Here is a 20586-nt window from a genome sequence, read left to right as displayed (position 1 = left end):
AAGGTATAGTTAGAAAGTGTGTTTTTCGGGTAAAAATAAAGAAACAAGTGTGGGAGGAATCATCGTATGTGGATTATTTACTTAAGCATAGGCGCTATCATCCTGTCACTGGCATACCTAGGGTTTGTCGCCTTTAAAACATTCAAGGAATCAAAACCGGCAATCAACAGACTGAATGAAACGATCGCAAGGGTTCAGCAAAAAGCCGATACGCTAAAAGTTGAATCGGACCAGCTGACGAAAAGCCAGCAGGAAATTGTCTCGGACATCGATTACAAAAAAGAGGCTGTTTCCTATACTACGGATGCTGCAAAGGATACCCTTGCCACTTTTAAAAAGCTGGTGAAAATCCGGCCTATAGCAAAGTTGAAAAGGAAGAAGTCCAGGACGCCCGCTTATTGATTTTTCCAAAACCCGCCCACTATTGGCGGGTTTTTATCATTATTTCCGCTCCGTTCATCCATACTAAAGATGAGGAGGGAAGCCCGAAGATGATAAAAGCAGTCATACTGTCAGCTGTTTTAACTTTATTGCCAGCTAGCCATCACACGTTATTCATCGAGTCTGACGGACAGCTCATCACTGTCATTCACCGTGAGAATATAACCCTTCTCCCAGTTCCGGGCAGCGCATTTCCAGACCCAAACAAAGTCTCAAATTTATTGGACAGCCTAGAAAAAGAAGTGGATGCTCCACCCGAAAACGCCAAAATCGATGGATCCGGAACAATCGTTCCCGAAAAGGCCGGCAGTAAGCTTGATCGCGAAAAGATGGAGGAGATTTTGTATTCGTTTATTTATTCCGGAAAACCTTTGCGGACCGAAATACCGACCAAAACGATCTATCCCGATGTTGACAGCGAGTTGCTCGACCACATTCGGACAAGGCTGATCGGCCGCTATAGGACTTTTTATAATGGAGGCAATAAAGAACGCGCTCATAATATCAAGCTAGCCACTGAAACGCTGAATGGCAAAGTCGTTTTCCCCGGTGAAACTTTTTCCTTTAATAAAGCGATTGGAAAAAGAACAGCGGAGCGTGGGTATATGAAAGCCCCTGTCATCGTGCGCGGAGAATTATCCGAAGGGATTGGCGGAGGAATTTGCCAGGTTTCCTCAACCTTGTTCAATGCGGCGGACAATGCCGGCATGTCGATTATCCAGCGTTATTCGCATACAAAGGCTGTAACCTATGTCCCCTCAGGCCGTGATGCGACAGTCAGCTGGTACGGGCCCGATTTTGTTTTTAAAAATCCGTATAGCCAGCCTGTGCTAATACGGGCCAATGCGTATGGGAGCACATTATCAGTTACCATGTACTCTGCTCCGAACATTGCATTCAAGCCGCGGAGCATCCCCGGCGCCCCTGCCATCCTGCCTGAGGAAACAACGTTCAAGAATTCGGGACGATAAGTTCGCTTGTGGAAAAATCGGTTAGGATTATAAAGGGACATAAAAAAACCAAGGCTACGCATTGGAATGATGCGTATGCCTTGGTTATTCTTATTAAAAAAGTTACCCACTGCTGAACGATTTCGTTTTGCGTCTAGCAATAACACATAAAGGGCCAGATGCGTTTTTTAAAAAAACTTCAATTCCTTCAATGCCTGTTCTAGGTTGCTGTAGATGGATATTCCCTGCAGATTGATTCCCAGATTGATGAATGTCTGGCTAAGCTCGCCTTTCATCCCGGTTATGACAGGCTTTACGCCAAGAAGATTGAGGGAACGGATAAGCTTGAAAAGAACCTCAATACCGATCAAATCCACTTCATAGACTCCGGAAAGGTCGATGACGAGCGTTTCGATCCGCTTTTTTACACACGTATCAAGGGAATCGACAATCAATGTTTCCGAACGCATTTCATTGATTTCACCAATAAGCGGCAGAACAGCGAGCTTTTGCGAAATCGGTACAATCGGAACGGAGATTTTCAAATAAAGCTCCCTTGATTCCTGAAGGAGTTTTTCGGCATTGTTCGTAAATGAGGTGCTGAAACCGTGGACCATGTTATTGAAAATATGGTCGGTTTCCATGATGATATCCAGCAACTCCTCATTGTTTATTTGAATATTCCTTCCCTCTTCAAGCAAAAAGGACCAAATGACATTTTTATAAACTGTCACTCCTTTGATGGTCCTTCCAAGATTCCCCCCATTTTCCACGGACTTGGCACCAATCAGTTCCCCCCACTTAAAGGCATGGTCCTTTACATCCTTATCTTTCAGGCTATTCAGGACAATTTGGACAAGCTCCCTGAATTTTTCGGTCGTCTCCTCTTTCTGCTCTTCATCCTGAAAGCGGAAGTTGTAGAAGGAAAGCATCTCCGATAAGAGTTGTTCTGTAATCCTGTCAATATTGGCCTCAATTTTTTCGCTAAAGTATTTTTTCAATTGATCAAGTTCCATTTGGCGTTTTCTCCTAAAAAATTTGGTTAAATTGACCATACCATTTTCCTTGCCTGATGCAAAGCGGGGAGTTGCTAATTGGACAATTTTCCTGAATTCACAGTTCATTTCCTATGTTTGATGCCTCATGCTAGGGGTAAATGTAACAAAGAAATGACTTGATGAAACGGAGGATGATGAACAATGGAAAAGGATCATGCGGTCCATAAGGATGGAGATTTTGAGCCATCGAAAGTAGATGACGTCATCGACCGGATTGACGAAGGCAAAATGTACGATAAACTCCAGGATTTCAATGAATTTCGATCATACCTGAGCAAGCGGATTGAACTAGGCAAGCGGATCGGGATGAATGAGGAAGAATTGGCAGTCGCTGCCCAGAAGGTTGCGAATTACCTTGCCAAGAACGCCGCACCGCAGAACCGCGAGGAAGCGCTCCTGATGGAACTGTGGCAAGTTGGTAATGATGAGGAACGCCATATGCTAGCCCACATGCTCGTGAAGTGGGCAGAATAATAAGGATTACTTTCAGCACCGGCTTATTTCGAAGCCGGTGTTTTTGGTTTTAGGGGATGGTTACTATTTGTAGTAGGTCACGGCAACCGAGTCGCTTAGTTTCTGGTGTATGACAAAGATTTGGGGAAGAACTGTAAAGGTGTCGCTCAAATCCCGTTGAGTGACAAAGATTCGGGCAAAACCCGAAAAGGTGTCCCTCAAATCCCGTTGAGCCACAAAGATTCAGCCAAAACCTGAAAAGGTGTCACTCAATTCCAAATGTGCGACAAAGATTCAGCCAAAACCTGAAAAGGTGTCGCACAAATTCCGTTGAGCGACAATGATTCGTTCAAAACCCGAAAAGGTGTCGCTCAAATCCAAATGTGCGACAAAGATTCGGCCATAACCCGAAAAGGTGTCGCTCAAATCCAAATGTGCGACAAAGATTCGTGCAAATCTCGAAAAGGTGTCACTCAAACCCCGTTGAGCGACAAAGATTCAGCCAAAACCTGAAAACGTGTCGCTCAAATCCAAATGTGCGACAAAGATTCGTGCAAATCTCGAAAAGGTGTCACTCAAACCCCGTTGAGCGACAAAGATTCTTTCAAAACCCGAAAAGGTGTCACTTAAACCCCTGATGAGTTTTACCAACCCCTTTGTTTTACTCAGAACCGCACTAGTTACTATCCCCTCCCCTTTAGTTTTCCAATTTGGCACAGGAATGTAGAAAAATCGTAACATTACGCCGATTTTTCCACCATGCCCACTCTTATAATTAACTTATAGAACATCATGATTATGTTGCTTTCCACTAGGACGAATCATGGAACAAATACTAACGTGAAGCATGGTGATGAAAATGCAAGGAATGGGACATCCACATGGAATGGGACATCCGCATCGCGGCGGGCATCCTGGAGGACATCCGGGCGGGCATCCAGGGGGACACCCCGGTGGCCATCCGCATAATATGGGGCTTGGGCCGGTAATCGATTACAATGAAAACCCCTTTATCGTTATTTGGGAAGTGACACGGGCGTGCCAGCTTAAGTGTGTACACTGCCGCGCTGATGCACAGCTTAAGAAGGATCCGCGGGAGCTGACACATGAAGAAGGCATAAATCTGCTCGACCAGATTTATGACATGAACAACCCAATGCTTGTTTTTACAGGCGGCGACTGCATGATGCGCGAGGATTTATTCGAGCTTGCCGATTATGCTGTTAAAAAAGGCATTAGGGTGTCGATGGTTCCAAGTGCGACGGACAATGTGACAAAGGAAAAGATGCAAAGGGCGAAGGAAGTCGGCCTATCGCGTTGGGGATTCAGCCTTGACGGCCCGACACCTGAAATCCATGACCACTTCCGCGGGACGCCTGGTTCATTCGATTTGACGCTTGAGAAGATCAAGTACCTGAATGAACTTGAAATGCCGCTTCAAATCAACACAGTCATATCCCGTTACAACTATGATTCACTAGAGGAAATGGCAAAGCTTGTCGGTGACTTGAAAGCCGTTATGTGGTACATTTTCTTGCTTGTACCTACAGGCCGGGGACAGGAAGACAAGTGCATTACTCCTGCCGAGCATGAGAAAGTGTTCCGCTGGCTATATCAACTGAGCAAGACCGCCCCTTATGATATTAAAACAACCGCAGCCCAGCATTACCGCCGTGTCGTCCTTCAGGAAAAGGCCCGGGACCAAAAGATCGCAAAGGGTGAAATCCGCTACGAGGATACAATGACGATGGACCAGGAAGGTATCATCGACGGGCTCAAGCGCGCTCCAAAAGGTGTGAATGACGGAAACGGCTTTATCTTCGTCGACCATATTGGCGATGTGCTGCCAAGCGGCCTCCTTCCAATCCCGGTTGGAAATGTTCGCGAAAAACCACTGGCAGAGATTTATCGAAATTCAGAAGTGTTGAAAAACCTCCGCAGTCCCGATAAATATAAGGGCAAATGTGGCGTGTGCGAATACAACAAGATTTGCGGCGGCTCACGTTCTAGAACATATGCCGTGACAGGAGATTACATGGAAAGCGAGCCATATTGCGTTTACATCCCAATGGCGATGCGAAAGAAAGAAACTGCAAAATAATTGCGGGAACCAAAACTCACCTATTGGAAAACATGGATATGCAAATCAAAATGAGTGCCAACTTGGCATGCTTAAATAGATGTACCGCAAACTAAACATTGATAATAAGAGCCTGTATCTTTAATTACCAAGTAATTGTCGATACAGGCTCTTTTTCATTTTTAGTCTTGGGGAGGACGCATCTGAAACAATTCACAAATCAGAGTTAGAGTCGCATAAACCATATTAGATTATCTCCATTAATTTTCATAAATATGGTAATATTGGGTAAACAATTCCTAATTCAACTCCCTCAGTTTAATTCCTTAAGTGGTTATTTTAAAATGTTAAAAATCAGAAGTCGACAATGCCATTTTTCGGTAAGATTATAAATTGGAGGGATTGTATGAAAACAAGGAAACGATGGGTATTTGGAATTGTAATTATGGTTGTGCTGATCTTCCTTGCGTTTACAAATCCTAATGAAAAAGATTATTATAATTTTATCGAGAACGAGTATGGAAAATCGCCGGAAGATAGGTTGTATTTTTCTGAGTTGGAGAGAATAAATTTTTTTGTTTTCTCAACCTATACTCCTATTTTTATAACTGAACATGGAATAACTCATCTTGGTATTATGGGTAAATTTATTCAGATTTCAGATGGGCAATTTGATTATCCTTTATGGCTTAGATTGTTCAACTAAATGTCGCTCTAGTTGATAAAAAAAATAGAATCTACCCTATTACCGCATGGTTCTCCCCAGGCGTTTATTTTTGTTTATGATAATCAAAATAAAGCGTTAGGGTTTTGGAAGTAACTGACAGACTTAATGTTAATTGCTATACTGAATCCAATTAATTTTAAAGGGAGTGATGCCTCATGTTCTTCAATAAGACTAATATCCTAGGCGTTGCAATTAGAGTTCGGAAAATAAGTGTTATTAATTAACGCCGATTAAATCATAGAAAAGCTGAAGAGTATTTAAAATCTTAAAATGCTTAATCGGGACAAGGATGGTTAAAGTAAAATGAATAATTTCGACAAAAGAAATCGTTTAGGTGACGAACCTTTCAACTTTCGAGTGTCAAAAGATAAGACAGTCTTTTTGGATTATAATGGTCGACAGGTAAAAGTCATAAAAGGAACAGAAGCGGAGAAATTTTTAAAGAGAATTAACGCTGCTGAAAATACAGCTGAAGAACAATTAGTAATGGCGAAAATAACTGGAAATTTCAAAAGGGGTAATGAATGAAAAACTGAAGGTAAACAATAATCAATTGGTATAGATTTAAGATTCTAAAATCAACCCTTCCAAATTCACTGAATGTTGCGATGCTTAAAGAGCATCGCACTTTTTTATCCTTATATTAAATAGTGTTTTATTTTTTTCGAAAACAAAAAGCACCGCAAATACGGTGCAAATTGGTATACAGCTGTAATTCTAACAGGTACCCGAATCAGTTGGTGCCTCTTCTTTGCTCATCCCTTCTAACGTACTTCCATATACGGTAAAACCACTTTGTCGAATTCACGGTAGTCATCCACGTAAAAGTCCGCTTCCGATTCGTGGTTCTGATAGGATACTGTAAGGATTCCGAGTCGTCTAGCCGGTTCCAGATCGATAGCCCGGTCACCAATTACAAGGTCGATTCCGTGTTTTTTATGCAAGTAAGCATATGCAGCAGGGTCAGGCTTTCGAGGGAAGCCATTTTCCTTCCCGACTACTTCCGCAAAATAGCGATCAAAATTGTAATGGGCAAGGACTTTTTCAACATCCTCTTTTTCCTTATGAGTCATTATCACATTTTTATCCGCTTTTTTCAGGATATCCTCGACTCCCGGGAACGGGAGGAATTCGTCCGGCTTCAATCCCCTAACCTTTTCAAGCATTTTTCGGCTCTGTTCCTCGGTAATTTTAAAAAAACGGAACGCATGGCCGAATGATATTTTCAATTGGGCAAGAGTTTCCTCTTCTGTATAGCCGTCTCCTAGTATTTCCATCAGCAGTTTTGTATACGATGGATACGTATTGAATATCGTGCCGTCAAAATCCCATAATAGTTTCATTTCTCCACTCCTAGCGAATATTCTTCTCCACAAATAATTAAATACCCCTTTTATGGGTATATAAATACTAAATCTTCCTGATTGGAGGAACCCGTGATAAAGAAAATTGCAGCAGCAGGCATTGCAGCGCTTTCCCTCTCGATTGGAGCAGCGGGATGCTCTTCGGATGAAAAGAAAGAAAATAAACCGGTCATGGATGAAAAAGGGACGAAAGAAAGCGACCGGAAATCAAACGATACAGGGAAGTAGGTTCACTCCTCACTATTCCAATAATCTCATATTAGGAGGAAGACCCATGAAACGAAAACTAAATCAAAGCGACGATCAAAAGCTTGATGATAAGCAAGTTGCCGAAAACTTGACCGATCTTGTCAGCATCATCAACGCCAATGGTGACACTAAGGAAATCAAACGGATTATTGCCGAAAATCCGAGCAGCAGCGACGATGATTCTGAACAGAAATAAGGAAAGAGGATAGACTAAGAGGGAGACTGCCCGCTTAAATCTATCCTTTTTTTTAAAAAAATTGCCTACTCATCCTACTGATTTTATTTATTTCTTCGCTTCAAAGAGATGGAACTTTAAACCATACGGATCGGCAATCATCACACTCTTATCGGAGTATTCCTTCGTAATGACACATCCATTCTCCATTAAAATCTTTTTGGAAGGCTCAAAATCTTCTACAGCGAATTCGAAATAGGTATTGTTCTGCTCGCTTTTTTCAATGAAGAGATTCGTGCCGCTAATCGAAAATAATGTCTCCCCGGTAGAGGTATGCTTCTTTTCCATTCCAATAATGGTTTCATAGAATGTAACCGCTTGATCGTAGTCTTTGACGCCAATTGCAATATTATTGGTTAATTGGAATGGTGAGCGGTTATTGAGCATTTGTTTTGCAACGACGCCTTCAGAACCGGATGAAAGCAGCTCGAACAATGGCCATGTGACACAAAAATCATCTCCTGGCCCAAAAGGTGCTTGCGCAATTAAATAAATATTGTTTTCTTCGTCCTTACGGAATGTTGATACACCAGGATAAACATATTTCCCTTTTTGGAAACCCAAATCCTCGGCAAATGTACTTCCATTTATTGAAACCATTTGGAACAGCCATTTTCGGCTTGCCGCGAAATCTTCCTGTATTTCAGGTGCGTCCGGAGATGAAACAACAAAGCCAGCTTTTGCGATTAAATGGTGGTAAACCCCATTTAGACCGTCCGCCCACATTGTACAGTACGAGCACCCTTTCCCCATGTTATGTATGACAATCAATTCATTTTTGTCGCCAAAAAGCTCTAATAAAGTAGTTGTGCGCCCTTTGGAAACTTGAAACGTATAGTTTTTAACCAGTTTCTCCGGCACCGATTTTTTCAATTCATTCAACTGTTTCTTTTTTTCAATAATCTCATTTTGCAATTGTTCAATTTGAGACTCAACATTTGTAATCGACATTCCCTCAGCTCCCCTTACCATTTTCATGTTTATTTCTATAAGAATGGCTAATTTCCCTTTAAAAAATAACAAAAACGACTGCCCTTTCAAAAAGCAGTCGTTTTTTTCTTCCTAAAATAAGATTAGTATGCCTTTGCCCAGACAACCATTGATTCAGCTTTGCCGCCGCAGCAGACACATGTATCACTGATTTTTTCCTGCTCGAACGGGATGCAGCGAGAGGTAGCTCCTGTATCTTCCTTTATTTTGTCCTCGCATTCACGCTTTCCGCACCACATCGCTTTGATCATGCCTGGATTGCTCTCAAGCCGCTCTTTGAACTGCTCCATGGTTTCTGCTGTGGATGTCTTTTTTTCAAGGAGCTCTTTTGCCCGGCTAAAAAGATTTTGCTGGATTTCATCAAGCAGTGCACCTAGTTTTGCTTCCACTTCATCAACGGAAATGATCAGTTTTTCCCCTGTATCTCTCCTTACGAGCACAACCTGTTTTTTTTCAATATCGCGAGGGCCTGCCTCAAGCCTTACAGGGACTCCCTTCATTTCGTATTCGTTGAACTTCCAGCCAGGATTTTTGTCGCTGGCGTCGATGCCTGTACGGAATGCGCCTGACAGCTTTGCCTTCAGCTCGTATGCGAAATCAAGAACACCTTCCTTATGCTGGGCGATTGGCACAATCATCACCTGGGTAGGTGCTACTCTTGGCGGAATGACGAGTCCGCGGTCATCGCCATGGACCATAATCAAGGCACCGATTACCCTTGTTGTCATTCCCCATGATGTCTGGTGTACATGCTGGAGTTTTCCGTCCCTGTCCAAATAATTGATTCCGAATGCTTTCGCAAAACCATCGCCAAGATGATGGGATGTCCCTGCTTGAAGCGCCTTTCCGTCATGCATGAGGCTTTCAACCGTATAGGTGAACTTGGCACCCGCAAATTTCTCTTTTTCCGTTTTCTGCCCTTTTACAACAGGTACGGCGAGATAGTCTTCAAGCAGCGTTGCATAAACATCCAGCATCCGCTTTGTTTCCTCATGCGCGTCCTCATCGGTTTCGTGCGCGGTATGCCCTTCCTGCCACAGGAATTCAAGCGTCCTTAGGAACGGGCGGGTCGTCTTTTCCCAGCGGACGACATTGGCCCATTGGTTATAAAGCTTTGGCAAATCCCTGTATGAATGAATGATGTTTTTGTAATGCTCGCAGAACAGCACTTCCGAAGTTGGCCGGACGCAAAGCCTTTCCGCCAACTCCTCCGAACCGCCATGTGTAACCCAAGCAACCTCAGGGGCAAAACCGGCAATGTGGTCCTTTTCCTTCTCAAGAAGGCTTTCTGGGATAAACAAAGGCATATACACATTTTCATGCCCCGTTTCCTTAATCATGCCATCAAGCGCATCACGGATGTTTTCCCATAGCGCGTAACCGTACGGGCGGATGATCATTGAGCCGCGGACGGACGAGTAATCGATGAGATCCGCTTTCGTTACGACGTCGGTATACCATTGGGCAAAGTCTTTGTCCATGGCGGTAATACTTTTTACAAATTCCTTTTCCATTTGTCATCCCTCTTCTTTTTTATATTGGTTGTTGATAAGAGCTTCTTTTTTTAAAAAAATGCATAATACTGGGTCCTCGAAATAAACACAAAAAAGCCATGAATCCCCTAAAAAAGGGACCATGGCCTGGCGGTACCACCCTTATTCGCAGGCATATGCCCACGCACTTAACGTTTAACGGAACGCTCCGCCGTATCTTCGCAATTGTCCGATACAGAACTCCGGGGCAGGTTCGAATGGCCGTCCTGGAAGCCTTGCACCAACCAGCTTCCTCTCTGTGCAGGACATTCTCCATTGTACTGGTCCCCATCATTGTTTCAGGTTTATTTTTTGAAAATTATATATATCCCCCCCGGCAATGTCAACTGGGAACGGGAAAATTTTAAAAAAAAAGTTTCATGGATGTTTGTCAATGTGCCCAGTTCGGATATTATGAAGAAAAAGGCACCGGGGAGATACGTATGATTCGTACACTTACAATAAACGATACCGGCAAGATTTCCACAGGGATTCCCGTGGAAAAATTGGCTGAAGGAGAATCTTCTTTATGGTACTGGATTGACTTTAACAGCCCAAGCGATGAAGAATCGGCATTGCTTTTCAACCCGTTGAAATTCCACCCTCTTGCTATCGACGACTGCTTGCACAGGCTGCAGCGCCCAAAGCTCGATTATTATGATGGCTATACATTTTTCGTCACCCATTCAATCAATCAGGAAACGCTTGAGCGGGAAGAGGTAGATATTTTCCTAGCAAAAAACTTCATCGTGACCTACCATAAGCAGCCTTCCTTGGAAATTACAGAAATTTGGAATAGGGCAACATCTTCCGAAAACAAGGATGAATGGAATCCCTCTCTCATCCTGTATCATATTCTCGACCAGATTGTCGACAATTATTTCCCTCCGCTCTATGCCATTGAGGACCAGCTAGATGCAATGGAAGAAAAGTATACGGGTGACTATACAGAAGATGTGCTGAAAGAGGTTTTTGAAATCAGGCAGCGGCTGTTGATGCTCAGGCATACCGTTACTCCGACAAGGGACTTGATTTACCGGATGCTCAATTCACAAAAACTTACTGAGCTCCAAACGAGGCATGCGTACTATTCCGACATCCACGACCATCTTCTAAAGCTGACGGATATGATCGATTCCAACCGCGAGCTGACGAAGGACATCCGAGACAGTGTCCTGTCCATGAACACCCTCGAAACAAACCGCGTCATGAAAGTACTGACCGTCATCACGACGATTTTCATGCCGCTTACATTCATCGCAGGAATTTATGGGATGAACTTTGAGTACATGCCGGAAACGGCCTGGAAGTACGGCTATTTTGTATCGCTAGGCGTAATGGGGATGATCGCGGCGTCCATGTTCCTGTTTTTTTGGAAAAAAGGATGGTTTAAATAGCGGTATTCCAGCAAATAGAAAGGGCTGCACCGGCACTAAACCGGGCAGCCTTACAAAATGGAATATAATAGCAATTCAAAAAAGAGAAAGCGGCCAAACCAAAATCAACTAAGCAAAACCTCTTACCAATCCTTGTACTCCACATTGCCGCCGGTCAGGTCAATTGTATTCCGTTCACCCTTGTAGAACAGCTTCCCGTCCTCCACGACGATCAAATTCTCGAATGTATACACTTTATGTCCGTTCGGCAGGGTTACAATGACCTTCTTGCCGTTGTCGACAACAGGAGCCTCGATTTTGATTGTGCTTTGCGCATACCTGCTGAACCCAAGCATCACCCCGATGCAGACAAGCAAGACAGCAAACGTAAGAACCATTTTGTACACATTGATTTTCCTGGGCTTCATATGCCGCATTTCATACCTTGTCACCGGTCTCCCCCCGTTTCAAATAGTAATAGGAAATGCCCCTGAATACAGTGGCATCTTCGCTAACAGTAATACCCCATTCCACTGAAATTTAATCAAATATTGAAAAAATTTCCGGCGCACCCTACCAACTTATGCACCTACTTCGAAAAATATGCTTAGAAAGGCTAAAAAAACGGAAAAAATTTGTCTCCTTTTGCCACGCTGCTAGATGTATAATTGAAAAAGGTGTACATGGATTCGGAAGGTCTTTCTTTTTTTAAAAAAAGCACTTCCGACAGCCGGCTTACTACTATGAATCAATGGAGGCGTTACTTTATGGAACAGGAACGAATTGAAGAAATCGTCGGAATCCTGACTAACCTTGTTTCCATCCCAAGCCCTACCGGAAATACCGAAAAGGCGATTTCCTATGTGGAGGAATACCTGAAGGAGTATGGTGTGGAAACATATCGAAACAGGAAAGGCGGACTGATTGCAACCATCCCCGGAAAGGATACCGGCAGGCACAGGATGCTAACCGCCCATCTTGATACACTTGGCGCAATGGTGAAAGAAATCAAACCAAGCGGGCGGCTGAAAATCGACCTGATTGGAGGATTTAAGTACAACTCGATTGAAGGTGAATATTGCACAATCGAAACAAGTACAGGGAAAACGTATACGGGAACGATCCTCATGCACCAAACATCGGTCCATGTATACAAAGATGCAGGCAAGGCTGAGCGGAACCAGGATAATATGGAAATCCGTATTGATGAAAAAGTACATAGCGCCGGGGAAGTAAGAGCTCTTGGGATTGAAGTCGGGGATTTTGTATCGTTCGATCCGAGGGTCGAAGTAACATCGTCAGGCTATATCAAGTCCCGCCACCTTGATGACAAGGCGAGCGTCGCCATTTTGATGGAGCTAATAAAAAGGATTAAAACGGACAACATCGAGCTGCCGTATACAACCCATTTCCTCTTTTCAAATAACGAAGAGATCGGGTATGGAGGAAACTCGAACATTACCCCTGAAACAGTCGAATATCTTGCGGTCGACATGGGCGCGATGGGTGATGGGCAATCCACCGATGAATACACCGTTTCCATTTGTGTAAAGGATGCCAGCGGCCCGTACCATTACGGTCTCCGCAAAAATCTTGTAAACCTGGCGGAAGAACACGGCATCCCATACAAACTCGACATCTATCCTTACTATGGATCCGATGCATCGGCGGCTATCCGCTCTGGCCATGACATCGTCCACGGACTCATCGGCCCTGGCATCGATTCCTCACACGCATTCGAGCGTACCCACAGGCTGTCGCTCGGCCATACTGGCGCGCTGCTGTTTGAATACGTCCAATCGGATATGGTCCTTTAATGGTGCCTGCCTTCTTAGGCAGTTGATGGCGCCCGGCCATGAAACTTTTTATTTTGCCTTGCCCCCAACAGACACAACCAGCAACATAAAGATTTTATTAAAGGAAGGTTTAAAAGTATGGGTTCTATCCTAAAAAGCTATAAAACATCGATTATTCTCCTGGCTGCCATCATTATCGGCGGCGCCGCCGGGCTGATCTTCGGGACGGACGCAGCGGTTGTTAAACCGCTTGGGGACTTATTTTTGAATTTAATGTTTACGATTATCGTCCCGCTTGTCTTTTTCAGCATTGCATCGGCCATCGCCAATATGAGCGGCATGAAGCGCCTTGGAAAAATCATGGGGAGTATTTTCCTCGTCTTTTTTATCACGGCGGCAATTTCGGCTGTCGTTGCCTTTATCGGGACCACGATTGTAAACCCTCTAGAGAACACCGATATATCTTCGGTAAAGGAAATGATGGAAAAAGTCGATGCGCCTGAGCAGGCTGAGAAGCCTTCGCTTGCGGCTCAGCTTGTCGCCACCGTTACCGTCCCGGATTTCGCAAATCTGTTCTCCAGGAGCAACATGCTTCAACTGATTGTTTTCGCGGTCCTTTTTGGCCTGGCGACTGCGATGGCGGGCGAAAAAGGCAAACCTGTCGCCTCCTTCCTCGCTTCGGGCTCTGAAGTCATGATGAAAATTGTCAAAATCGTCATGTATTATGCCCCCATCGGCCTGGGTGCCTATTTTGCCACGGTCATCGGCGAACTTGGCCCTCAGATTTTGGAAGGCTATTTGCGAACATTCTTGTTGTATCTCGGCCTTTCCGTCCTGTACTATTTCGGTTTCTTCACGCTGTACGCTTTTATTGCCGGTGGTTCGGCCGGAGTGAAGATTTTTTGGAAAAATGTCATTGCCCCTTCTGTTACGGCAATCGCAACATGCTCAAGCGCGGCCTGCATACCGGTTAACCTCGACGCGGTAAAAAAGATGGGCGTTCCAAAGGATATCGCCGAAACAATCATCCCGCTTGGAGCAAATACACATAAGGATGGCTCCGTGTTCGGCGGCGTATTGAAAATCGTTTTCCTTTTCGGCCTTTTCGGCAAGGATGTGACAAGCCTTTCAAGCATCGCAAGCATCCTAGCCGTTTCGTTCCTGGTTGGCGCGGTCATGGGCGCGATTCCGGGCGGCGGCTTTATTGGCGAAATGCTGATTATAAGCGTATTCGGATTTCCGCCTGAGGTATTGCCGATCGTCGCCGTCATTTCAACGATTATCGATGCGCCGGCAACCTTGCTTAACTCTACTGGCAACACAGTATGCGGAATGCTCGTTTCCCGCCTTGTGGAAGGAAAGAACTGGCTGCAGGCAACCATCAAAGGGAAAGCGAACCATTTCGCCTCCTAAAAAGCTGCCCTCACCCCTTCACTCTTCACTTATCTTGTTTTAACGCCTCCTTTTAAGGGTAAAAAAAGAACAGAGGCAGAACAACAAGGAGGGTTCAATTATGAACAGAGATGAAACAAAAGGTGCATGGGACCAACTGAAAGGTGAAGCCAAAAGGACTGCTGGAAAGGCAACGGGCAATGAATCGCTTGAGGCTGAAGGCAATTTTGACAAAGGCAAAGGCGAGGTTAAAGAAAAATACGGCGAAGCCAAAGCCCGGCTTGCGAGTGAGTTTAATAACATGATAGACAAGACGAGATAGGATAAAAGTTCGAGCCGCCAGGACAATTCCAGGCGGCTTTTTTAAAATAAATGACCAGCTGTAGCCCATCCCAACGAAATTTGGGAAAGCTGAATGGCGGCATTCGCCATAATCCCCGAAAATTTGATTTTCCCAACTACCTCCAAACTAATTTGCATATCTTCAAACCCCAATGAATTAAGGTTTTATTCATTCTCAGGGGAATGTTTGTTCTCCCATTCTTTTAAAATAGGACTATAGTCCCGTGTTATTACTAGTAAGGAATGCTACTATTTGGGAAAGGGCAAATTTTACGAAAGTAAAAGACGCAAAGCCACGGGCCTAAAACAAGAAATTGTCATGGCAGCCGGGCTGCAGTACGCTTATAATCCCAAAACCTTTCCTGATTTGCCTTTTAAAATGGCGAAGGGGTTCTTGGCAATGAAATCAATACTCGTAGCAGACCGATCCATCTTTATTCGGAGCGTACTTAAAAAAAAGCTTTACAAAACTGATTATAGGGTCATGGCTGAAGCAGACAATGGAAAACAGGCCGTCCTGAAATACAGGACCGGATTTCCCGATGTTGTCATGCTCGAATTTTTATTACCCCAGTTGAATGGCTTTGAAACGCTTCAGGAAATTATCCGTATCAATCCGGAAGCAAGGGTCTTTATGATGTCGACCTTTACGGATGAATGCCTTGAACGGCAATCAAGGGAAATGGGAGCAAGCGGCTTCATTCTCAAACCGGGATTTGAAGGGTTGCTAACCGCCCTTGATGCTCTTGGAACACCAGTTTCGAACCTGAAAGGAACATAAGAAAAACGGCAGTAATGCATTCCGCACTGCCGTTTTTTCATCCACTTTGTTCATTCGTATCAGCCACTGCCCGTTCCCGAGGCCTTTTTCCCCTCTGCAGTTCACTGATTGAGAGCCCGAAGGTCATTTGCAAATGTGGGTAGTCCTTGAACCGTTCCCAATCTCCACCCCATTCGAATCCCATTCCTTTCGCCATCAATCCAACTTCCTCCCAATCCCGCCGGCCATTTCCATTCATATCATGGTCTGTATCCCAAATGAGCGATCCATCCTTGCCAGTTAAAGCAAAATCGACAGCAAGGCCATAATTATGGTATGATTCTCCACCGCGCGCATAGGTGACGATTTGGCCTCCATCGGAACGCCCTATTGCATAAAGTCGATTCTGCTCCTCAACTGTCCTGAACCCCTCAATCAGCTGGATTGTAATGCCTTTTTTCGCCGCTATCGAAACGAGTTCCTCCGCTTTTTCCCTCACCACTGGATGAAGGTCTGTGGGCATCGGGACATTTCTTCCGTTATTGTTGCCCGGGTAGCCCAATGCCTTCCATACAAGAAAAAGGACTGCCGCGATTACCAATGCAGCCCCAAACCGATTTGCTTTTCGCATTTCTCTCTCCTACTGTGTCAATAAACATGTGATACTCTTATTTTATCTTTGTTTTCCACCATAAATCCATTCTTTTGTTTTAAGCTTCAATTTAAAGATTTAAAGTTCGGCCCAGATTGGCGACTCGGTAAAAGAAACTCTCTCCAGACAATTTCATAAAAATCCCTTTACAATTATTTTAATTTTCAGTATTTTAAATTTACTTAAAGGGCAAAATGGTGTATGATTATGGGAAGAACAAAAAAGGAAATATTTTCTACAACTGATGCGGCTGCCTGATGAGTATGAAGGCGGCTGTTTTTGTCCCAACCATTCCAGGTTTCTTGCAGAGCAATTTTATCTTCCCAACTTTGTTACGGCAGAAAAACAACATTCTTTCCGGAAAGAAGTGATGAGGATTGAGATATCATCTGGCAGCTGCATTTCTCTTTTGGTCCATTGGCTTGTTGCGTCCTCCTGTATCAGAAGTGCTGATTGTTTCATTGATGATTGCTGGCTTGCTGGCGTTTTTCCTTTTTATAAAAGAAGTTCTGGAAACCGTTCGCGCCCGTTTTCTCGTCTTGGCTGTTAAAGCGGAACAAAAAGGTTTGGAGGAGCTCTCTTGCTTCACCGGGAAGTTCGTGGAAATTAAGGATGGCTATATTCCTTTAAAGGCGGATTTTACGTACATCATTTTTTCCAATGGTGATCATGATATTCCATTGTTCTGCAGAAATTCAGCTGTTGCCCAAAAAGCCGCCCAATCAGGAAAAACAGTCCGGGTATATTATGACGATTATATTTTGGTTGACATAAAGGAGGTTTGATAAGATTCTTTCAGCCAATCATTTACCATACCCCTCTTACATCCCCATTACAAACACATTATATTTTATTACAATGTCCACCTGCCCCGTTTTCCCGTACCCGAGTCTGGTATGATAGAATATAGGGCTAGGGCGGAACCGCCAATGGTGAACTATTTTTCCAACCGAATGCCAAGGGAATTTTGGAATGTTATATAAAAGGGGCTGGGAAAAATGAAGATTGACGAACTTCGCCATTTGGCAGAGGAATTGAAAGAGGTTCCTTATATCGGATCCGATGTCACTCATGTTTTTTCCCTCGACAACAAGGAATTGATTAAATTGAAATATGATAAGGAACTTGACTTATTCCGCGTGACATCAATGGAACGGAATACCGCGGAAAATTACAAACAGGCCTTCCAAGCGGCGGATGCCATTAAAGCAGTATTGGACGCCTACTCAGGAAACGAAAAACACGGCCAAAGCATCTTGCCGCGTTCTTAAACAACAAAAAAGTGAACCTTTCATCAATGGGCATCCTGTTTGTCCATACCTATATCCTGCTGTTCGACTGAAACTTAGGCGGTGGCCTTACTGCCTTGAACATCTTAGGTGAAGCTATTTATCATCGTTACCCATCTGATTTACTTTGATTAAAAACAGGTTAAAACCGAAAAACATTCCGTTTTTCGGTTTTGTCTTTTTTAAAATTGGGAAAAAGTTAGGATGTGAAACCGCCGTTGTCATGGGACCATTCTTTGGCTCGCTTACGTACGGGCCTGCTTGAATAGGAGGAGATTACGATAAAACCGGTACATTCAATTCGAAGCGGCAGCCGCCACAGTGTCCAAAGGTTTTCCACTGGCATCGGGTATTTCTCTTTTGACTATCCAAGGTTTTCAGCAAAAATTATCTGCGAGCCATCAACTGGCGGATATGAAAGAGATTGCTATTCGTATAAACAGGTTTCCGGGATTCCGTATAAGTACCCAATGCAGCAATTATAAGCAGCATCCCGTTACTTAAGGTCGGATGCAAAAAAGGGCGCCGTATAAGCGCCCTTTTTCACGTTTCCATCCTCTTTTGAATTCGGTCGTTGTGCTCTTTAAAAAAGGCAAGCATTTCGTTTAAAAATAGGGCCGCCTCCCGTGAGTTCTTCTCATCGATCGCGATTTTCAGATTAATGGCCAAGGCATGCCCTTTCATACCGTAGTTCATTCCCATCCTTACTTTCTCATACGCCTTTTTCATGTACTCTTCTTTTGTAAGCTTGCCGGACTCATATTGTTTTTTCAGCTCGGAGAGTTCCTTCCGCCTATCCTCACGTTTCTTTTGGAGCGCTTCACGTTTTGCCTCCATTTCCGGGCTTAGCCAGCGTTCCTTCAGACGCTCCCTTTCCGCAAGGACTTCCTTCCATTCACCCACCCTGTCAGGTGTATATTTTTCCGCCCAAGCAACATACTCCTCATCGCTTATACGGAACAGCCCCGCTTTATGGTGGCGGCCTTCGCCTTTTTCATGTCCACCCTTTTCAATCATTTCAGCCATTGCCGATGATGAGCCACTAATGATGGAAGGATGTGGTGAAGAAATGAGGCCAAACAATACAATTCCCGCTACAATTCGAATCTTCATCATTCATTCTCCTTTTTAAAATCATCTACCGGACATACTATCCCCAAATTACCAGGAAACTATGAATGGAATATTTTTTTAAAAAAGGCTTGTGCAATTTAGTAAAATCGATTATTATATTCCTATAAAGGTTATGTGAAAACATTCACAATATAGTAAGTTAGTTCTTTTATTTTTATTTTATTATGTGAAATATTTCACAATTAAACATGCTCGTCTTTTTATTTTTCTTATATTATGTGAAATGTTTCACAAAATTGATGGGAGCGGAATTCTTATGAAAAAGCCACATATCGTCATTCTTGGCGCAGGCTATGGTGGCCTGGTCACAACAAAAAAACTCGAAAAGCTGCTTCGTTCAGGAGAAGCCTCTGTAACGTTAATTAACAAACATTCCTACCATTACATTACGACCCAGCTTCACAAAGTTGGTGTAGGAACCGCGCCGGACAGGAAAATCGCCTTATCTATTCCGGAATTGGTCAACCATGCTAAAACCCGTTTTAAGACAGGAACAGTCACCAATGTCGATCCCAAATCCCAAACCGTTGTTCTTGAATCAGGGGAGGAAATCTCCTACGACTATCTTGTCATCGCCCTTGGCTTTGAAGTTGCCACATTTGGCACCCCCGGCATAAAGGAGCATGCATTTGAGATTCGCAGTTTCAGAAGTTCCAAGGCGATTTACCACCAAATTACAAAACAACTGTCACTTTACAAAGAAGACAAGGATCCTTCGAGGTTGACATTTGCCGTTGCAGGCGGCGGTTTTACAGGTATCGAAATGCTTGGAGAGCTTGCCGAAGGGCTGCCAAAGCTGTGCGAGGAGTACGGCGTTCCGTATGAAAGTGTAAAAATAATCGGCATTGAAGCCGCCGATTCATTGATTCCATTCTTCGGGGATGAATTAATTGCCTATACGTCCCATATTATGGAGGCGTACAACGTCGACATTTTTACTTCAACGAAAATCAAGTCATGTACCGAAACAGCTGTCCAGCTTGAGAATGGCCTTGACATCCCTTGCCGAACGCTCATCTGGTCATGCGGCGTGAAGGCGAACTCCCTGCTTGAAACGTTCGGGCTTCCACTTGTGATTGGCAGATTACCAGTTGAAGAGTCACTCCTTGTAAAAGGAACAGAAAACATTTTTTGCATTGGCGACTGCGCCTTGTTTATGAAAGATGAAAAATCGGCGTTGCCTCCTACCGCTCAGGTAGCCATGCAGGAAGCAGATGTTTGTGGCAAAAACCTTGTTGCCCTTGTTCGTGGCGAAAGGCTTAAAACCTTTGAATACCACCATAAAGGATCCGTGGCTTCGATTGGCGACCGGACAGCGGTCGGCAAGGTTGGCAGCTTCACAATGTCCGGCCGGTTCGCGGCAATCATGAAACGTGTGATTGAAACCCGGTACTTATTCGTCCTCGGCGGACCGGCATTGGTCCTAAAACAGACTCTTTTCCTAAAAAGGGAACAGCTTACTGCACCTGCAAAACAACAATAATGAATACTGGAAGGAAGGAATCCCTCATTCCGCCCTTCCTGTTATAAATCTAATTAAATCGTTTACCCGGTGCCCATCCCTTTCTCCTTCCAAAGGCACCGAATCCCTACCCCGCCCTTCCTTTTTTAAGGAAGGGTTATTTTTTCGTCTAAAATCTCGTCCGGGCGTATGCCGCCACAAAGTTTTCACAAACTGTATGTCTATTTACATGGGTTCTCAGCGGAGAACATATGCATATCGAACTGTTTTGTCCCGCTGATATTGATTTAGTGAAACCGCCGTT

Annotated in this window: 25 protein-coding genes, 1 riboswitch and 1 other annotated feature; of the genes, 16 read left to right on the top strand and 9 right to left on the bottom strand. The window is 44.1% G+C overall.

Annotated features, from left to right (window positions below):
- Positions 1-66 precede the first annotated feature (66 nt).
- Together RB160_RS02980 and RB160_RS02975 are read left to right on the top strand one after the other, a co-directional pair.
- Positions 67-402, top strand: coding sequence for a DUF948 domain-containing protein (locus tag RB160_RS02980; RefSeq protein ID WP_316568711.1), 336 nt, complete (start codon positions 67-69; stop codon positions 400-402).
- Positions 399-1412: a VanW family protein gene (locus RB160_RS02975; RefSeq protein ID WP_316568710.1), complete on the top strand. Its 1014-nt coding sequence runs from the start codon at positions 399-401 to the stop codon at positions 1410-1412. The genes RB160_RS02980 and RB160_RS02975 overlap by 4 nt, the downstream gene beginning before the upstream one ends.
- Before the next feature lie 167 nt (positions 1413-1579).
- Here the strand turns inward: RB160_RS02975 and RB160_RS02970 are convergent, their stop codons facing one another.
- Entirely contained in the window at positions 1580-2407 is an 828-nt protein-coding gene (locus tag RB160_RS02970) for an STAS domain-containing protein (RefSeq protein ID WP_316568709.1), read from the bottom strand.
- 183 nt (positions 2408-2590) lie between these two features.
- On the opposite strand from RB160_RS02970, the gene RB160_RS02965 reads away from it, so the two are divergent.
- Positions 2591-2923 carry a DUF3243 domain-containing protein gene (locus RB160_RS02965; RefSeq protein WP_316568708.1) on the top strand — a complete coding sequence of 111 codons (333 nt, stop codon included), beginning with the start codon at positions 2591-2593 and terminating at the stop codon, positions 2921-2923.
- Between the two features lie 63 nt (positions 2924-2986).
- Here RB160_RS02965 and RB160_RS02960 read toward each other — a convergent pair whose 3' ends face one another.
- Positions 2987-3139 (bottom strand): hypothetical protein, encoded by a 153-nt coding sequence (locus RB160_RS02960; protein WP_316568707.1) that lies wholly within the window; start codon positions 3137-3139, stop codon positions 2987-2989.
- A 57-nt stretch (positions 3140-3196) separates the two neighbouring features.
- On the bottom strand, positions 3197-3379 hold the full coding sequence (locus tag RB160_RS02955) for a hypothetical protein (RefSeq protein WP_316568706.1): 183 nt from the start codon (positions 3377-3379) through the stop codon (positions 3197-3199).
- A gap of 493 nt (positions 3380-3872) precedes the next feature.
- Here RB160_RS02955 and RB160_RS02950 point away from each other — a divergent pair, with 493 nt between their 5' ends.
- The 3 genes from RB160_RS02950 (at position 3873) to RB160_RS02940 (ending at position 6237) form a co-directional block, all read left to right on the top strand.
- Positions 3873-5003, top strand: a complete 1131-nt coding sequence (locus RB160_RS02950) for a TIGR04053 family radical SAM/SPASM domain-containing protein (RefSeq protein ID WP_316569050.1) — start codon at positions 3873-3875, stop codon at positions 5001-5003.
- A 385-nt stretch (positions 5004-5388) separates the two neighbouring features.
- A complete protein-coding gene (locus RB160_RS02945) occupies positions 5389-5688 on the top strand; it encodes a hypothetical protein (RefSeq protein WP_316568705.1) in 300 nt (99 codons plus the stop codon).
- A gap of 324 nt (positions 5689-6012) precedes the next feature.
- Positions 6013-6237, top strand: a complete 225-nt coding sequence (locus tag RB160_RS02940) for a hypothetical protein (RefSeq protein ID WP_316568704.1) — start codon at positions 6013-6015, stop codon at positions 6235-6237.
- Between the two features lie 236 nt (positions 6238-6473).
- Here the strand turns inward: RB160_RS02940 and RB160_RS02935 are convergent, their stop codons facing one another.
- Positions 6474-7052: an HAD-IA family hydrolase gene (locus tag RB160_RS02935; protein WP_316568703.1), complete on the bottom strand. Its 579-nt coding sequence runs from the start codon at positions 7050-7052 to the stop codon at positions 6474-6476.
- Between the two features lie 93 nt (positions 7053-7145).
- Here RB160_RS02935 and RB160_RS02930 point away from each other — a divergent pair, with 93 nt between their 5' ends.
- A complete protein-coding gene (locus tag RB160_RS02930) occupies positions 7146-7301 on the top strand; it encodes a hypothetical protein (protein ID WP_316568702.1) in 156 nt (51 codons plus the stop codon).
- A 46-nt stretch (positions 7302-7347) separates the two neighbouring features.
- Entirely contained in the window at positions 7348-7518 is a 171-nt protein-coding gene (locus tag RB160_RS02925; RefSeq protein ID WP_316568701.1) for a hypothetical protein, read from the top strand.
- Positions 7519-7605: 87 nt separating this feature from the next.
- Here the strand turns inward: RB160_RS02925 and RB160_RS02920 are convergent, their stop codons facing one another.
- Together RB160_RS02920 and proS are read right to left on the bottom strand one after the other, a co-directional pair.
- Positions 7606-8508: a DUF899 family protein gene (locus RB160_RS02920; protein WP_316568700.1), complete on the bottom strand. Its 903-nt coding sequence runs from the start codon at positions 8506-8508 to the stop codon at positions 7606-7608.
- A 122-nt stretch (positions 8509-8630) separates the two neighbouring features.
- Entirely contained in the window at positions 8631-10061 is a 1431-nt protein-coding gene (gene proS, locus RB160_RS02915) for a proline--tRNA ligase (protein ID WP_316568699.1), read from the bottom strand.
- A 111-nt stretch (positions 10062-10172) separates the two neighbouring features.
- Positions 10173-10383 (bottom strand) — a binding site (T-box leader).
- Between the two features lie 139 nt (positions 10384-10522).
- Between proS and corA the strand changes: the two genes are divergently transcribed.
- Positions 10523-11476, top strand: coding sequence for a magnesium/cobalt transporter CorA (gene corA, locus RB160_RS02910; RefSeq protein ID WP_316568698.1), 954 nt, complete (start codon positions 10523-10525; stop codon positions 11474-11476).
- A gap of 122 nt (positions 11477-11598) precedes the next feature.
- On the opposite strand, the gene RB160_RS02905 is transcribed toward corA, so the two are convergent.
- On the bottom strand, positions 11599-11907 hold the full coding sequence (locus RB160_RS02905; RefSeq protein ID WP_316568697.1) for a hypothetical protein: 309 nt from the start codon (positions 11905-11907) through the stop codon (positions 11599-11601).
- Positions 11908-12222: 315 nt separating this feature from the next.
- On the opposite strand from RB160_RS02905, the gene RB160_RS02900 reads away from it, so the two are divergent.
- The 4 genes from RB160_RS02900 to RB160_RS02885 all read left to right on the top strand — a co-directional run bounded on the left by RB160_RS02900 (position 12223) and on the right by RB160_RS02885 (position 15766).
- Positions 12223-13272 (top strand): M42 family metallopeptidase, encoded by a 1050-nt coding sequence (locus RB160_RS02900; protein ID WP_316568696.1) that lies wholly within the window; start codon positions 12223-12225, stop codon positions 13270-13272.
- Positions 13273-13389: 117 nt separating this feature from the next.
- Positions 13390-14664 carry a dicarboxylate/amino acid:cation symporter gene (locus tag RB160_RS02895; RefSeq protein ID WP_316568695.1) on the top strand — a complete coding sequence of 425 codons (1275 nt, stop codon included), beginning with the start codon at positions 13390-13392 and terminating at the stop codon, positions 14662-14664.
- A gap of 100 nt (positions 14665-14764) precedes the next feature.
- Entirely contained in the window at positions 14765-14965 is a 201-nt protein-coding gene (locus tag RB160_RS02890) for a CsbD family protein (protein WP_316568694.1), read from the top strand.
- A 272-nt stretch (positions 14966-15237) separates the two neighbouring features.
- Positions 15238-15324: riboswitch (cyclic di-GMP riboswitch) on the top strand.
- Positions 15325-15385: 61 nt separating this feature from the next.
- The gene (locus RB160_RS02885; RefSeq protein WP_316568693.1) at positions 15386-15766 is read left to right on the top strand and encodes a response regulator; all 381 of its coding nucleotides are present in this window, start codon (positions 15386-15388) and stop codon (positions 15764-15766) included.
- A gap of 37 nt (positions 15767-15803) precedes the next feature.
- Here the strand turns inward: RB160_RS02885 and RB160_RS02880 are convergent, their stop codons facing one another.
- On the bottom strand, positions 15804-16376 hold the full coding sequence (locus tag RB160_RS02880; RefSeq protein ID WP_316568692.1) for a M15 family metallopeptidase: 573 nt from the start codon (positions 16374-16376) through the stop codon (positions 15804-15806).
- A 398-nt stretch (positions 16377-16774) separates the two neighbouring features.
- Here RB160_RS02880 and RB160_RS02875 point away from each other — a divergent pair, with 398 nt between their 5' ends.
- Complete coding sequence (locus tag RB160_RS02875; RefSeq protein WP_316568691.1) at positions 16775-17182, top strand: hypothetical protein; 408 nt, start codon at positions 16775-16777, stop codon at positions 17180-17182.
- Positions 17183-17395: 213 nt separating this feature from the next.
- Positions 17396-17668 carry a hypothetical protein gene (locus RB160_RS02870; RefSeq protein ID WP_316568690.1) on the top strand — a complete coding sequence of 91 codons (273 nt, stop codon included), beginning with the start codon at positions 17396-17398 and terminating at the stop codon, positions 17666-17668.
- A 561-nt stretch (positions 17669-18229) separates the two neighbouring features.
- Here the strand turns inward: RB160_RS02870 and RB160_RS02865 are convergent.
- Positions 18230-18802 carry a hypothetical protein gene (locus tag RB160_RS02865; protein ID WP_316568689.1) on the bottom strand — a complete coding sequence of 191 codons (573 nt, stop codon included), beginning with the start codon at positions 18800-18802 and terminating at the stop codon, positions 18230-18232.
- Positions 18803-19076: 274 nt separating this feature from the next.
- Here RB160_RS02865 and RB160_RS02860 point away from each other — a divergent pair, with 274 nt between their 5' ends.
- A complete protein-coding gene (locus RB160_RS02860; RefSeq protein ID WP_316568688.1) occupies positions 19077-20303 on the top strand; it encodes an NAD(P)/FAD-dependent oxidoreductase in 1227 nt (408 codons plus the stop codon).
- Positions 20304-20586: the final 283 nt, after the last annotated feature.

It is taken from the genome of Neobacillus sp. YIM B06451, assembly GCF_032667185.1.
Classification (GTDB): domain Bacteria; phylum Bacillota; class Bacilli; order Bacillales; family Cytobacillaceae; genus Bacillus_D.
The sequence above is the reverse complement of the archived record's forward strand: the minus strand, read 5'-3'. Positions and strand labels throughout refer to the sequence as shown.

Excerpts from the sequence above, each read along its gene's own strand:
- RB160_RS02895 (WP_316568695.1), top strand. The coding sequence starts at position 13,390 with ATGGGTTCTATCCTAAAAAGCTATAAAACATCGATTATTCTCCTGGCT.
- RB160_RS02865 (WP_316568689.1), bottom strand. The coding sequence starts at position 18,802 with ATGATGAAGATTCGAATTGTAGCGGGAATTGTATTGTTTGGCCTCATT.
- proS (WP_316568699.1), bottom strand. The coding sequence starts at position 10,061 with ATGGAAAAGGAATTTGTAAAAAGTATTACCGCCATGGACAAAGACTTT.
- RB160_RS02860 (WP_316568688.1), top strand. The coding sequence starts at position 19,077 with ATGAAAAAGCCACATATCGTCATTCTTGGCGCAGGCTATGGTGGCCTG.
- RB160_RS02935 (WP_316568703.1), bottom strand. The coding sequence starts at position 7,052 with ATGAAACTATTATGGGATTTTGACGGCACGATATTCAATACGTATCCA.
- RB160_RS02945 (WP_316568705.1), top strand. The coding sequence starts at position 5,389 with ATGAAAACAAGGAAACGATGGGTATTTGGAATTGTAATTATGGTTGTG.
- RB160_RS02920 (WP_316568700.1), bottom strand. The coding sequence starts at position 8,508 with ATGTCGATTACAAATGTTGAGTCTCAAATTGAACAATTGCAAAATGAG.
- RB160_RS02970 (WP_316568709.1), bottom strand. The coding sequence starts at position 2,407 with ATGGAACTTGATCAATTGAAAAAATACTTTAGCGAAAAAATTGAGGCC.
- RB160_RS02925 (WP_316568701.1), top strand. The coding sequence starts at position 7,348 with ATGAAACGAAAACTAAATCAAAGCGACGATCAAAAGCTTGATGATAAG.
- RB160_RS02880 (WP_316568692.1), bottom strand. The coding sequence starts at position 16,376 with ATGCGAAAAGCAAATCGGTTTGGGGCTGCATTGGTAATCGCGGCAGTC.
- RB160_RS02885 (WP_316568693.1), top strand. The coding sequence starts at position 15,386 with ATGAAATCAATACTCGTAGCAGACCGATCCATCTTTATTCGGAGCGTA.
- RB160_RS02900 (WP_316568696.1), top strand. The coding sequence starts at position 12,223 with ATGGAACAGGAACGAATTGAAGAAATCGTCGGAATCCTGACTAACCTT.
- RB160_RS02965 (WP_316568708.1), top strand. The coding sequence starts at position 2,591 with ATGGAAAAGGATCATGCGGTCCATAAGGATGGAGATTTTGAGCCATCG.
- RB160_RS02870 (WP_316568690.1), top strand. The coding sequence starts at position 17,396 with ATGAAGATTGACGAACTTCGCCATTTGGCAGAGGAATTGAAAGAGGTT.
- RB160_RS02940 (WP_316568704.1), top strand. The coding sequence starts at position 6,013 with ATGAATAATTTCGACAAAAGAAATCGTTTAGGTGACGAACCTTTCAAC.
- corA (WP_316568698.1), top strand. The coding sequence starts at position 10,523 with ATGATTCGTACACTTACAATAAACGATACCGGCAAGATTTCCACAGGG.
- RB160_RS02980 (WP_316568711.1), top strand. The coding sequence starts at position 67 with ATGTGGATTATTTACTTAAGCATAGGCGCTATCATCCTGTCACTGGCA.
- RB160_RS02890 (WP_316568694.1), top strand. The coding sequence starts at position 14,765 with ATGAACAGAGATGAAACAAAAGGTGCATGGGACCAACTGAAAGGTGAA.
- RB160_RS02950 (WP_316569050.1), top strand. The coding sequence starts at position 3,873 with ATGGGGCTTGGGCCGGTAATCGATTACAATGAAAACCCCTTTATCGTT.